This window comes from Nocardia sp. NPDC050413 (genome assembly GCF_040655475.1).
Taxonomy (GTDB): domain Bacteria; phylum Actinomycetota; class Actinomycetes; order Mycobacteriales; family Mycobacteriaceae; genus Nocardia; species Nocardia coubleae.
On record NZ_JBFAJZ010000008.1, the window covers coordinates 38,080 to 51,269 of the forward strand.

The window sequence follows — 13,190 nt, forward strand, 5'->3', positions numbered from 1 at the left end:
AATTCAAAACGTCACCGGCGGTGCTCGGCGGCGTATTCGGGATAGTCGGGCGCCGGAGCGCCGCGCATGTGCCTGCGGCCCCGGGTGATCGTGCGCCGGGTGGTGGTGAGCGTCTCCTCGAGTGCGGCGAGTTTGCCGTCGAATTCGGCCATCCGCTGATCGACGTATTCGTCGCATTCGGCGCGGACCCGGTCGGACTCTGCCTGCGCCTCGTCGATCAGGCGCGCGGACTCGGCGTGTGCGGCCCGCACCACCTCGGTCTGCGAGACCAGCCGGGCCTGCTCGGCCTCACCGTCGGCGACCGAGCGTTCGTAGGAGGCCTTACCCGCCTCGATGGCCCGGTCGGCGTCGATCTGGGCGCGGCCGGTGAGTTCGTCGTATTCGGCGTTGCCGTCGGCGACCACCTGGTCGGCCTCGGCCTGGGCGGCGGCGACGAGCCGGTCGGCGTGCGCGGTGGCCTCGGCGACCATGCGGTCGGCGTGGGCTTTGGCGTCGGCCAGGATCCGGTCGGCCTCGGCGCGAGCGTCCTCGACGGTGGTGCGGGCCTGCTCGTTGGCGGAGGTGATGGTGGTCTCGGCGCCCGCGCGGGCGTCGCCGACGATCTTGTCGCGGTGGTCGAGTACGTCCTGGGCGTCGTCGAGTTCGCCGGGCAGGGCGTCACGGACGTCGTCGAGGAGTTCGAGGACATCACCTCGGGGCACGATGCAGCTGCGGGTCGGCGGGATGCCGCGCGCCTCCTCGACGATGGCGACGAGCTCGTCGAGTGCTTCGAATACGCGATACATGCTCACTACCCTCCTGCGGACTCACGGCGAAAACGGCTACCGCCGTGCCCAGTCTGCCCGTGATCGGCCGGTGTGCCGAATGTCGGCGCGGTGTGTCGCGACAGTGTCCGAGATCGCACGAATATCAAGTGGAGTGCAACCCTCCACTTCGCTACGATCGAAGGGCACGACAACGGCGTCGACGCCTGTACCGCGATCGGAGCGATCATGACCGTCCTGGAAACACCGAAGTATCCGGTGACGAGTGTTTTCACACCCTGGTTCGCTCCGTATCCCACGACGATGCCCACACCGCCCGCGGTCCGCCCGCGCCTCGACCGCGCGCTGCGCTATGTGCGTGACGACCGCGCCTTCCCCCAGCTCATCCGCTTCGCCCTGGTCGGCGGCGCCAGCAATATCGCCTACGTGCTGCTGTTCTTCGCGATGATCGGCACGGGCCCGCTGGTGGCCAATGTGGTCGGCTCGATCGTGAGCACCGTGATCGCCAACGAACTGCACCGTCAGCTCACCTTCCACGCCGCCGATCGCGTCGGCTGGTTCACCGCGCAGTGGGAAGGTGGTGGGCTCGCCCTGCTCGGGCTGGTCATCACGACGGCGAGCCTGGGCGCGCTCGGCGTCTGGGCCCCCGGTCTCGGCGATGTCGCCCAAGCGCTGGCCGTCCTCACCATCACCGCCGCCGTCGGCGGTCTGCGCTTCCTGGCGCTACGGGGCTTCGTCTTCTAGGCGCGTCGCTCGGCCAGGCGGTCGAGGAGACGCTTGTGGACGGCCGGGGGGAGCATGTCGGTGACGTCGCCGCCGTACGCCGCCACTTCCTTCACCAGAGAGCTGGACAGGAAGCTCAGTGACGGGTTGGTGGCGATGAAGAAGGTGTCCACGCCCGCCAGCTTGTGGTTCATCTGGGCCATCTGCAGTTCGTAGCCGAAGTCACCCGCGTCACGCAGACCCTTGACGATCGCGCTGACGCCCTCCTCCTTGGCAAAGTCCACCAGCAGCCCCTGCCACGACGCGACGCGCACGTTGGGCAGGTGCGCCACCGATTCACGCAGCAGTTCCATGCGCTCCTCGACGGTGAACATGCCCTGCTTCTTGGGGTTCACCATCACGGTGACGATGACCTCGTCGAATTGCGCGGCGGCGCGGGTGAACACGTCGAGGTGACCGTTGGTGACCGGGTCGAAGGAACCGGGGCACAGTGCTGCAGCAGCCATAGCTCAGACGCTAGCACCGAACTCGGCGAGCTCGATCCTCGTCTCCCCGTATTTACGTGCCTTCAGCACCGAATACCCTGCGGGCCAGGTGATTTCGGGCGATCGGATGGAACGTTCCACCACCACGAGCGCCTCGGGTGCGAGCCAGCCGTGTTCGGCGAGGGCACGCAGGTCGGCGGTGACGTCGTCGGTGCTCACGTCGTAGGGCGGGTCGGAGAACACCACGTCGTACGCCACGGGAGCCGGACGCGCCAGTACCGAGGAGACGCTGCCGAGCCGCAGTTCGGCGCCGGGCAGGTTCAGCTCGGCGATATTGGCGCGCACCACCGCACCAGCCTTGCGATCGGCCTCGATCAGTAGCGCCTGGGACGCTCCGCGCGAGAGGGCTTCCAACCCGAGCGCACCCGATCCGGCGTACAGGTCGAGTACCCGCGCGCCGTCGAGATCGAGCCGGGCGTCGATCGCGCTGAACAGCGCCTCACGCACCCGGTCGGAGGTGGGCCGGGTACCGACGGGCGGCACCGCGAGGCGCCGCCCGCCGGCCACACCGGCGATGATGCGGGTCATTCCGACTCGCGCGCGGCCAGTTCCACCAGCAGATCCCCACCTTCGACCTGCTGCACCTTGGCGGTGGCGATGCGCCGGACCACGCCGGCGCGCGGCGCGGTGATGGCCGCTTCCATCTTCATGGCCTCGATGGTGCCGACGGTGTCACCGGCGTTGATGGTGTCGCCCTCGGTCACCGCGAGGGTCACCACACCGGCGAACGGTGCCGCGATGTGACCGGCGTTGTTCTTGTCGGCCTTCTCGGCGGCAGGTACCTCGGAGGCGACTGACCGGTCACGCACCGCGATCGGGCGCAGCTGCCCGTTCATGATGCACATGACCGTGCGCATGCCCTTCTCGTCCGGCTCGGAGATGGCTTCCAGGCCGATGAGCAGGGTGACGCCCTTCTCCAGCTGCACCCGGTGCTCCTCGCCGCGGCGCAGACCGTAGAAGAACTGGTTCTCCGACAGGCCGGTGGTATCGCCGTACTTGTCGCGATGGGCCAGGAATTCAGCGGTCGGGCCGGGGAACAGCAGCCGGTTGAGGGTGGCGCGACGCTCCTCGGACGAGCCGTCGAGGGCCTGCTGGTCGGCCGGGCTCAGCGGGGTCTCCGGCTTGGGTTCGTTGCGCCCGGCCAGCGCCTTGCTGCGGAACGGTTCGGGCCAGCCACCGGCCGGTTCGCCGAGTTCGCCGCGCAGAAACCCGATCACCGAGTCCGGGATGTCGTAGCGGCCGGGGTCGGCGGCGAAGTCCTCGATGTCGACGCCGGAACCGACCAGGGCGAGGGCCAGATCGCCGACGACCTTCGACGACGGCGTCACCTTGATGAGGCGGCCGAGGAGCCGGTCGGCCGCCGCGTACTTGGCCTCGACCTCCTCGAACCGGTCACCGAGACCGAGCGCGATCGCCTGCTGACGCAGGTTCGACAGCTGACCGCCGGGGATCTCGTGGGTGTACACGCGACCGGTCGGTGCGGGCAGACCCGACTCGAACGGCGCGTACACCTTGCGCAGCGCCTCCCAGTACGGCTCGAGATCGCACACGTTCTGCAGGTTCAGGCCGGTATCGCGCTCGGTGTGCGCGGCCGCGGCGACGATCGCCGACAGCGCGGGCTGCGAGGTGGTACCCGCCATCGCGGCGCTCGCACCGTCGACCGCGTCGGCACCGGCTTGCCAGGCGGCGAGGTAGGTGGCGAGCTGACCGCCGGGTGTGTCGTGGGTGTGCACGTGCACGGGCAGATCGAAGTTGCTGCGCAACGCGGTGACCAGCTTCGCGGCCGCCGGTGCGCGCAGCAGGCCGGCCATGTCCTTGATGGCCAGGACGTGGGCGCCCGCGTCGACGATCTGTTCGGCCAGCTTCAAGTAGTAGTCGAGCGTGTAGAGCTGCTCGTCGGGGTTGAGCAGGTCGCCGGTGTAGGACATGGCGACCTCGGCGATCGAGGTGCCGGTCTCACGGACCGCGTCGATGGCCGGGCGCATCTGGTCGACATTGTTGAGCGCGTCGAAGATGCGGAAGATGTCGATGCCGGTGGTGGCGGCCTCGGACACGAACGCCCGCGTCACCTGCTCCGGGTACGGCGTGTAGCCGACGGTATTGCGGCCGCGCAGCAGCATCTGCAGACAGATGTTCGGCACCGCCTCGCGCAGCGCGGCGAGGCGCTCCCACGGATCCTCGTGCAGGAAGCGAAGCGCCACATCGTAAGTCGCGCCGCCCCACGCCTCGATCGACAGCAGCTCGGGGGTGAGCCGGGCGACGTGGCCCGCCACACCGAGCAGGCCGTTGGTGCGCACCCGGGTGGCGAGCAGCGACTGATGCGCGTCGCGGAAGGTGGTGTCGGTGACGCCGACGGCCTTCTGCTCGCGCAGGGCCTTCGCGAAACCTTCCGGTCCGAGGGCGAGCAGACGCTGGCGCGAACCGTCCGGCGGCGGCACCGTCAGGTCGACGGCGGGCAGCTTGTCGTAGGGGTACACCGTGGTCGGGCGGTCACCGTTGGGCTTGTTGACGGTGACATCGGCCAGGTAGGTCAGGATCTTGGTGCCACGGTCGGCCGACCCGCGCGAGGTGAGCAGCTCCGGTCGCTCGTCGATGAACGAGGTGGTCACCCGGCCCGCCTGGAAATCGGGGTCGTCGAGCACCGACAGCAGGAACGGGATATTGGTCGTCACGCCACGGATGCGGAACTCGGCCAACGCGCGGCGCGCACGAGCGGCGGCCGCGGGCAGGTCGCGGCCACGGCAGGTGAGCTTGACCAGCATGGAGTCGAAGTAGGCACCGATCTCCGCGCCCAGGTTCGCGCCGCCGTCGAGACGGATGCCCGCGCCGCCGGGCGTGCGGTAGGCGGTGATGCGCCCGGTGTCGGGACGGAAACCGTTGGCCGGGTCCTCGGTGGTGATGCGGCACTGCAGCGCGGCGCCGCGGATCGCCACCTTGTCCTGGCTCAGGCCGAGGTCGGCGAGGGTTTCCCCGGCGGCGATGCGCAACTGCGACTGGACCAGGTCGACATCGGTGATCTCCTCGGTCACCGTGTGCTCCACCTGGATGCGCGGGTTCATCTCGATGAACACGTGGTTGCCGCGCTCGTCGAGCAGGAACTCGACGGTGCCCGCGTTGCTGTACCCGATCTGGCGGGCGAAGGCGACGGCGTCGGCGCAGATCCGCTCGCGCAGCGCCGGGTCGAGGTTCGGGGCGGGCGCGAGCTCGATGACCTTCTGGTGGCGACGCTGCAGCGAGCAGTCGCGCTCGAACAGATGCATCACATTGCCGTGCTGGTCGGCCAGGATCTGCACCTCGATGTGGCGGGGGTTCACCACCGCCTGCTCGAGGAACACCGTCGGGTCGCCGAAAGCCGACTCGGCCTCGCGCGAGGCCGCTTCGATCGACTCGCGCAGCTGCTCCGGCGCGGCGACCCGGCGCATACCGCGCCCGCCACCACCGGCCACGGCCTTGACGAAGATCGGGTACTCGAGCTGCTCGGACGCGGCGAGCAGCTCGTCGATGTCGGCGCTCGGTTCGCTCGACTTCAGCACCGGCAGACCGGCGGCCCGGGCGGCCTCGATCGCGGTCGCCTTGTTGCCCGCCATCTCCAGCACCTGGGCCGACGGGCCGATGAAGGTGATGCCCTCGCGTGCGCAGGCCGCGGCGAGGTCCGGGTTCTCCGACAGGAATCCGTAACCGGGGTAGATGGCGTCGGCGCCCGCGCTCTTGGCCGCGTCGATGATCGCCTCGATCGAGAGGTACGCCCGGACCGGGTGCCCCTCCTCGCCGATCTGATACGACTCGGCCGCCTTCAGCCGGTGGACGGAGTTGCGGTCCTCGTGCGGGAAGACCGCGACCGTTCCGATGCCGAGTTCGTAGGCCGCGCGGAAGGCACGGATAGCGATCTCACCGCGATTGGCGACCAAGACTTTCGAGAACATTGGACCACGGTACCCGGCCGCATCGACCCGTCCGGCACGCAAGGTGGGTTCGCAGCATTCTTCACCGTCGCCCCCGCCCACCTGCGAACCGGCGGTTACGCGGCCGTCACATCTCACCGCCGCGCGCCGGCTCCGGTGCGATCGGCACCCACGATCGCTTCGCATATTACGCACGAGTAATCCACGGCAGAATCCCTTGCGGGACTGCACTTCTCCTAGGGCATTCCACACTTTCAGCGAACATTGCGAACCAGCGGCGCTAGGATCCTGGCGTGCGGAAGATGTACGCGGGGGCCAGACTTCGACGGCTACGCGAAGAACGACGGATGACCCAGGCCGCGCTGGCCAAATCGCTCGATCTCTCGCCGAGTTACCTCAACCAGCTCGAACGCGATCAGCGTCCGCTCACCATTCCCGTTCTCCTGAAACTGAATTCGACCTTCGACCTGGACGTGCAGTTCTTCGCCGCCGATTCCGACGCGCGGCTGGTCTCGGACCTGCACGAGGTGCTGGTCGAGGCGGCGGGTGGCGGCGACACCGCACCGATCACCGAGGTGGAGGAGCTGGCCACCCGGTTGCCGGAGGTGGCGCGGATCGTCATCGCCATGCACCGGCGGCTGCGCGCGGCCACCGATCAACTCGATCTGCTCTCCTCCCGCGTCGACACCCCGACCGGCGCGCCGGGCACACCGCTGCCTTACGAGGACGTCCGGGACTTCTTCTACGACCACCGCAACCACATCGCCACCCTCGATCACGCCGCCGAGCAGCTGTTCGAGGAATCGGGGCTGAGCATCGGTTCGCTTGACCGGCAGCTGGCGCGGATCGCCGAGGAACGCGCGGGCGTCACCGTGCTCGTGCGAGGCGACGGCGCCGACCCGTCCATCCCCAAACGCCACTACGACCCGGACACGCGAACGCTCACCCTGGCCCGGCGGCTGCGGCCCGGGCAGCGCGCGTTCCAGATCGCGTCCACGCTCGGCCTGCTGCTCTACGGCCGCGAGATCGACAATGTGCTCGCCGAATCCCGGGCCCTGGTCGGGGAGTCGCGCACGCTGGCGCGGGTGGGGCTGGCCAACTACTTCGCCGGGGCGCTGATCCTGCCCTACGGACGGTTCCTGCGGTCGGCCGAGGAGCTGCGCTACGACGTCGACCTGCTCGGGCTGCGGTTCGAAGTCGGGTTCGAAACGGTCTGCCACCGGCTGGCGACGCTGCAACGACAGGGTCAGCGTGGGGTGCCGTTCTTCCTGGTACGCACCGACCGTGCGGGCAATATCTCGAAACGCCAATCCGCCACGGCTTTTCACTTCTCGCGGGTGGGCGGCAACTGCCCGCTGTGGGTCACCCACGAGGCCTTCGCCCACCCGGGACGCATCCTCACCCAGGTCGCGGAGATGCCCGACGGGCGCCGCTATCTGTGGATCGCGCGCACCACACCCGCCACGGCACAGGGATACGGCACCGCGGCGAAGAACTTCGTCGTCGCGCTCGGGTGCGATATCGAGTACGCCGACCGACTGGTGTACTCGCAGGGGATACAGGTGGACGACCCGAATATCGCCGTGCCGATCGGGGCCGGGTGCAAGGTGTGCGAACGGCCCGCCTGCCCACAGCGGGCGTTCCCGCAGATCGGCCGGCCCTTGGCGGTCGCCGAGCACACGGCGACGGACCTACCGTATCCGCGTCTGCCGCGGTGAACCCTGGGCGGGCGTGCCGGTCGACCCCTGCGCCGAGCCTCGGCGGCTGGTAGGCGTGCGGGCGGTTTCGCGACATCGGCCGCGCCGAACGTCTGTGCGGGGACGCCGGGCACACCGCGTGGGTCCTCTCGGAACTCCTAAGACTTGGCGAGGTACTCGAGTCGTTCGCCGTCGACAGCGGCGTTCATCATTCCCGCCAGGCCTGGGTGTTTCACCAGGCCCGGGTCTTCGGCGACGATCCGGCGAGCCAGATCCTGGGCGGCGGTGATGACCTCGAGATCGTCGAGCAGGGAGAGCAGGCGCAGCGAGCGCGCGGTGCCGGACTGGGCCGAACCGAGTACGTCGCCCTCCCGGCGCTGACGCAGGTCCAGCACCGACAGTTCGAAGCCGTCGGTGGTGGCGGAGACCGCTTCCAGCCGGGCCATCGCGGTACCGCCGGGCGCGGCATCGGTGACCAGCAGGCACAGGCCGGGGTGTTTGCCGCGGCCGATGCGCCCGCGCAGCTGGTGCAGCTGGCTCACGCCGAACCGGTCGGCGTCGACGATCACCATCACGGTGGCGTTCGGCACGTCGACACCGACCTCGACGACGGTGGTGCACACCAGCACGTCGATCGCGCCGTCGTTGAACTGGCGCATCACGTGGTCTTTCTCGTCGGACGGCAGCCGTCCGTGCAGCAGTCCCACGCGCACACCCGCGAGCGGCCCGGTACTCAGCGTCTCGTACATGTCGACCGCGGCCTGGGTGGTCGGGCCTTCCTTCTCTTCGGCCTTTTTTCCCTTGGCCGGTGGCGCGTCCGGGTCCTCGCCGATGCGCGAGCACACCACATAGGCCTGCCTGCCCTGGCCGACCTCTTCCACGATGCGTTCCCATGCCCGCTCCACCCAGGCCGGATGCAGTTTGCGCGCAACGACTTTCGACGTGATCGGCGAACGGCCCTTGGGCAACTGGGTGAGCGTGGATGTTTCCAGATCACCGAGGGTCGTCATCGCGATCGTGCGCGGGATGGGGGTGGCGGTCATGACCAGCAGATGCGGACTCACGCCGCCTTTCGCCTTGGCGCGCAGCGCGTCTCGCTGCTCGACGCCGAAACGGTGCTGTTCGTCGACCACCACGAGACCGAGGTCGAAGAACTCGACCGCGTCCTGGATGAGGGCATGGGTGCCGATGACGATGCCCGCCTCGCCGGTCATCGCGTCGAGCAGCGCGGACTTCTTCGCCGCCGCCGACATGGAGCCGGTGAGCAACACCACCTTGGTGGAATTCTCGGCGGCGCCGAGTTCGCCCGCGGTGCCGAGATCGCCGAGCATCGCCCGCAGCGACCGATAGTGCTGCGCGGCAAGAACTTCCGTCGGGGCGAGCAGGGCGCATTGGCGCCCGGCGTCCACCGCTTGGAGCATGGCGTGCAGGGCGACGATCGTCTTACCCGAACCCACCTCGCCCTGCAGCAGGCGATGCATGGGGCGGGTGCGCGACATGTCGTCGGAGATCTCGTCGATCACCTGCCGCTGGCCTTCGGTGAGTTCGAAGGGCAACCGCTGGTCGAAGTCGGCGGCGATGCCGTCGGTGCGTGGCGGGCAGGCGGGTGCGGTACGACCCTCCACCTCGTGACGGCGTTCGGCCAGCACCAGTTGCAGGGCGAGTGCCTCGTCGAAACGTAGACGGTCCCGTGCCCGCTCGATATCGAGCTTGTGTTCGGGCAGGTGGATCAGGCGCAGAGCGTCCGACACCTCGAGCAGGTTGCGCTCCTCGCGCAGTTCGGCCGGGAGCGGGTCCTCGATCGGGTCGAGCTGGTCGAGGACCTGCCGGATACAGGCCAGCAGATCCCAGCTCTGCACCTTCGCCGTCGCCGGATACACCGGGACGAACTCCCGTTCGAAGAACGAAGCGTCCACTCCCCCGGCACCTTTGGCGCTCTGAGCGAGCCCGCGCAACGCACCGCTGCCGCGCACGGACGTGAGCTGCTCCACGCCCGCCTCGGCCTTGTCGGGCAGAATCAGGTAGTCGGGGTGCGAGAGGTTCCAGCGGTCGGGGCGCCACCAGTGCACGGTGCCCGACATCATCGCCCGGACACCGTCTTTCACCAGATAACGGACTTTGTCGCCGTTGAAGAAGGTGGCCTCGATCGGCCGGGCGGCGCCGGTGTCGAGCTGCACCTTCAGCAGTGAGCCGCGGCGATTCTTCATCGGGCGCAGTTCGGTTTTCGTGATCCGGCCGATGACGGTGATGTGGGCACCCTCTTCCGGTTCCTCCTCCGTCAGCGGCTGCCCCTGGGTGGCGTACCGCGCCGGGTAGTGGCGCAGCAGGTCTTCGACGGTGGTCATGTCGAAGGCTTCGGCCAGGCGGTCGGCGGCCTTCACGCCGAGTACGTGGTCGAGCCGGTCGCTCAGTGTCGTCATCGTCTACTCGACCCCAATCTGCACCAGATCCGCTTGCTGCCCACCGGAATACACCACCACATCCACGCCGGGGAATCCGGCGCGCACATGATCGGCGAGAATCTGCCCCAGTTCGTGCCCGGCGCCCGCGCCCATCAGCAAGGTCACCAGTTCCCCACCGAGACCGAGCATCCGGTCGAGCAGGATGCGTCCCGCGCCGACCACGTCCGGGTCGATCACCACCACATCCTCGCCGACCAGGCCCAAACCGTCACCGGGAGAACAGGTTCCGACCATCGTCAGCGCACGCACCCGGGCCGCCCGCAGCGCACCCCAGCGGGTGGTCGCCGCCGCCTCCGACATGGCGAAGGCGTCGTCTACGGCGATCCGCCCCCGATCGTGCACCGCGAGCGCGGCGAGCCCCTGCACCATCGACGCGCTCGGCAACAACAGCACGTCGCGCGAACCGTCACGCGCGGCCACACCGACGGCGACCAATTCCTGCGCGGGCAGCGCACCGTTGGGCAGCACCAGCACCTCGCGGTGCGGCATCGCCCGGATCGTCCGCAGGAGGATGTCGGCGTCGAAGGCCTCGTCCTCGCGCAACACCACCGCGCCCGCGTCCTCGAAAAGCTCCGCGGCATCGGCACCGGCCACGACGGCGACGACCCCTCGGTCAGCGAGCCCATCGGTGGAAAGGGTGGTTCGCCCCACCGAGCTCGCCTCGACCGGAACCGACTCCGGGTGATCGCCGATGCCGTTGTGCGCTGTGACCGCGAAGCTTTCGACCCGGATGGCGCTCAACGCCCCGACCGCGAGCCCCGCCTCGATCGCCGCGCCCGCGTCACGGCAGTGCACATGCGCCGACCAGGTGGTATCCCCGTCGCCGACCACGACGACGGAATCGCCGAGCACCGCCAATCGCTCCCGCAGTATCCCCGCGCCCGCGTCATCGGTGCCGGAGATCACATACATGACCTCGAAATGCGGGTCGGCGCCGCGTCCCCGTTCCTCGTCTCCCCGTAGACCGTCGCGGTCTACGCGCACCCCGTCACGGCCACGGAACGACTCGTTTTGGTCGCGGCCCGGCCCGCCATCAACCGTGCACGCCTCAGCCCAGCGCCCCGGCGCCTCGTCGTCCCAGCGCCCCCGCGCCTCGTCATTCCAGCGGCCCGGCGCCTCGTCGTGGTCACCGCATGTCCCGGCGTGGCCGCCGAGGTCACGACCACCGTGCGACGCACCACGATCACGACGGGCATCGGACCCACCCGGAGGCGCGCCGACCGAGCTCGGCGGCTGCCCACCACCGCGTCCGCGCTCGGAGGCGCTGATCGACTGCCCGTCCCGACGCTGCGCACCCGCTGCCGGTGACGCGCCGCCACCTCGCTCACGGGCGTAGGTATGGCGTTCGGGAGCCACACCACACACCTCGCCGACGAGGCAGTCCAGCAGCACCAGCAGACCGCGCGCGCCGGCGTCGACCACGCCCGCCGCCCGCAGCACACCCAGCTGGGCGGGAGTCTCGTTCAGCGCGCGAGCCGCGCCGTCGGCCGCCGCCTTCGCCACACTCTCCAGCGAGGAGGCTCCGGACTCGGCGGCAGCGACGGCGGCCCGATCGAGCACCGTCAGAATCGTCCCCTCCACCGGCGCACTCAACCCCTGCCGCACCAGCACCGCCGCCCGCCGCAAGGCCACCCGCAGCCGCTCCCCGGTCAACGGCCCGTCCACCACCACCTCGGCGATCCCCCGCAACACCTGCGAAAGAATGATCCCGGAATTGCCCCGCGCCCCGGCCGTGGCGCCACGGGCCAGCGCCTTCGCCACCTCCCCGGCCCGACCATCGCCCAGCGCGCCGCCGCACGAGTCGGTCGCATAACGCGTCTGCCCCAGCTCGGACTGCAAGCGCGACTGCTCCTGCGCACCGCCGTCGGCCGCGGCGGCAGCGACGGCGGCCCGCATCGTGGCCAGAAGGTTGGTTCCGGTGTCGGAGTCGGCGATGGGGAACACATTGAGGGCGTCGATCTCGGCACGGCGCGACTCCAGCTCGGCGCAGCAGGACCTGGCCCACGACAGCAGCGCGGCGCCGTCGAGCGCCTCGGGCACCTGCGTCACCGTCACCTCGTTCCCCGTCGGCCGTGCTCGCCCGCCGAGCATCGCAGCCAGGTTAGCGCCAGCGACCGACAGCGGTATCCTGACCACGGACGCACCACGTGTCCGCGCCGTCGAGCAGGACACCCGGTTTGGAAGTTCCCGGCCGGGCCCGCTACGCTTGCAGGGTTGCCTCGTGCGGCCTCGACAGGTCTGCGCTGGCCGATGCAAGTCGGCAAGGCATTTGACGACATCAGTTTCCGGTTCAGCGGCACACGTGCGCGCTGACCGCTTATGACATGAAGGAGCTCGCGACATGGCTGCCGTTTGCGACGTCTGCGCCAAGGGCCCCGGTTTCGGGAAGTCGGTCTCGCACTCGCACCGGCGCACCAACCGTCGCTGGAACCCGAACATCCAGACCGTGCGTGCGCAGGTTGCCCCTGGCAACACCCGCCGGATGAACGTGTGCACCTCCTGCCTGAAGGCGGGCAAGGTCGTCCGCGGCTGATTTCCGGCCCGTACATTCTGCCGACAGTGCCCCGGCACCCTTCATGGGTTGTCCGGGGTTTTGTCGTCGAACGGGTGATTCGTGGTTGAGTGGCGGATCGTTCCGGCGAGCGCCGCGCACATCCCAGCGCTCGCGGCCTGCCACATCGCCAGCTGGCGGGAGGCCTACGACTCGCTGGTCCCCGCCCACCTGCTCGCCGCGTTCGATCTCGACAGTTCGGCCATCACCTGGGAACGTCGCCGCACCGACGACCGCTATCGGTTGCTCGTCGCCTGTCACGGCGACGACCTGATCGGCTTCGCCGCCGCGTCACGACAGCCGACCGGCAGCGAACTGGAAGCGCTGTACGTGCGCGCCGCCTGGCACGGCACCGGCGTCGCCGACGACCTGCTCGCGGCCACCGTTCCCCATGCGCCATGCACTCTGTGGGTGCTCGGCAACTATCCGCGCGCGCACGCCTTCTACTGCAGGCACGGATTCAGGGATACGGGTCTGCGCCGCACCGACCCGTTCACGCTGCTGCCCGAACAACAGTGGCGACGCGCCCCTCGCTAATGTGACGGG

Annotated in this window: 10 protein-coding genes; 4 read left to right on the forward strand and 6 right to left on the reverse strand. The window is 69.4% G+C overall.

Features of this window, described 5'->3' with window-relative positions; all coding sequences use genetic code 11:
• Window positions 1-11: 11 nt before the first annotated feature.
• Window positions 12-785 carry a DivIVA domain-containing protein gene (locus tag AB0I19_RS19700; protein WP_067493372.1) on the reverse strand — a complete coding sequence of 258 codons (774 nt, stop codon included), beginning with the start codon at window positions 783-785 and terminating at the stop codon, window positions 12-14.
• A 282-nt stretch (window positions 786-1,067) separates the two neighbouring features.
• On the opposite strand from AB0I19_RS19700, the gene AB0I19_RS19705 reads away from it, so the two are divergent.
• A complete protein-coding gene (locus AB0I19_RS19705) occupies window positions 1,068-1,508 on the forward strand; it encodes a GtrA family protein (RefSeq protein WP_357150442.1) in 441 nt (146 codons plus the stop codon).
• Here the strand turns inward: AB0I19_RS19705 and coaD are convergent.
• The 3 genes from coaD to AB0I19_RS19720 are packed head-to-tail and all read right to left on the reverse strand — an operon-like array spanning window position 1,505 to window position 5,955.
• Entirely contained in the window at window positions 1,505-1,993 is a 489-nt protein-coding gene (coaD, locus tag AB0I19_RS19710; protein WP_357150443.1) for a pantetheine-phosphate adenylyltransferase, read from the reverse strand. The two genes, AB0I19_RS19705 and coaD, sit on opposite strands and share 4 nt — an antisense overlap.
• Before the next feature lie 3 nt (window positions 1,994-1,996).
• Entirely contained in the window at window positions 1,997-2,560 is a 564-nt protein-coding gene (gene rsmD / locus AB0I19_RS19715; protein WP_357150444.1) for a 16S rRNA (guanine(966)-N(2))-methyltransferase RsmD, read from the reverse strand.
• Window positions 2,557-5,955 carry a pyruvate carboxylase gene (locus AB0I19_RS19720; protein ID WP_357150445.1) on the reverse strand — a complete coding sequence of 1,133 codons (3,399 nt, stop codon included), beginning with the start codon at window positions 5,953-5,955 and terminating at the stop codon, window positions 2,557-2,559. The genes rsmD and AB0I19_RS19720 overlap by 4 nt, the downstream gene beginning before the upstream one ends.
• A 272-nt stretch (window positions 5,956-6,227) precedes the next feature.
• Here AB0I19_RS19720 and AB0I19_RS19725 point away from each other — a divergent pair, with 272 nt between their 5' ends.
• Complete coding sequence (locus AB0I19_RS19725) at window positions 6,228-7,652, forward strand: short-chain fatty acyl-CoA regulator family protein (protein WP_357150446.1); 1,425 nt, start codon at window positions 6,228-6,230, stop codon at window positions 7,650-7,652.
• Between the two features lie 137 nt (window positions 7,653-7,789).
• Here AB0I19_RS19725 and recG read toward each other — a convergent pair whose 3' ends face one another.
• Complete coding sequence (recG, locus tag AB0I19_RS19730; protein WP_357150447.1) at window positions 7,790-10,051, reverse strand: ATP-dependent DNA helicase RecG; 2,262 nt, start codon at window positions 10,049-10,051, stop codon at window positions 7,790-7,792.
• 3 nt (window positions 10,052-10,054) lie between these two features.
• On the reverse strand, window positions 10,055-12,184 hold the full coding sequence (locus AB0I19_RS19735) for a DAK2 domain-containing protein (RefSeq protein ID WP_357150448.1): 2,130 nt from the start codon (window positions 12,182-12,184) through the stop codon (window positions 10,055-10,057).
• A 250-nt stretch (window positions 12,185-12,434) separates the two neighbouring features.
• On the opposite strand from AB0I19_RS19735, the gene rpmB reads away from it, so the two are divergent.
• Window positions 12,435-12,626: a 50S ribosomal protein L28 gene (gene rpmB / locus AB0I19_RS19740; protein ID WP_011210730.1), complete on the forward strand. Its 192-nt coding sequence runs from the start codon at window positions 12,435-12,437 to the stop codon at window positions 12,624-12,626.
• Window positions 12,627-12,707: 81 nt separating this feature from the next.
• A complete protein-coding gene (locus tag AB0I19_RS19745; RefSeq protein WP_357150449.1) occupies window positions 12,708-13,181 on the forward strand; it encodes a GNAT family N-acetyltransferase in 474 nt (157 codons plus the stop codon).
• The last annotated feature ends 9 nt before the right edge of the window (window positions 13,182-13,190 follow it).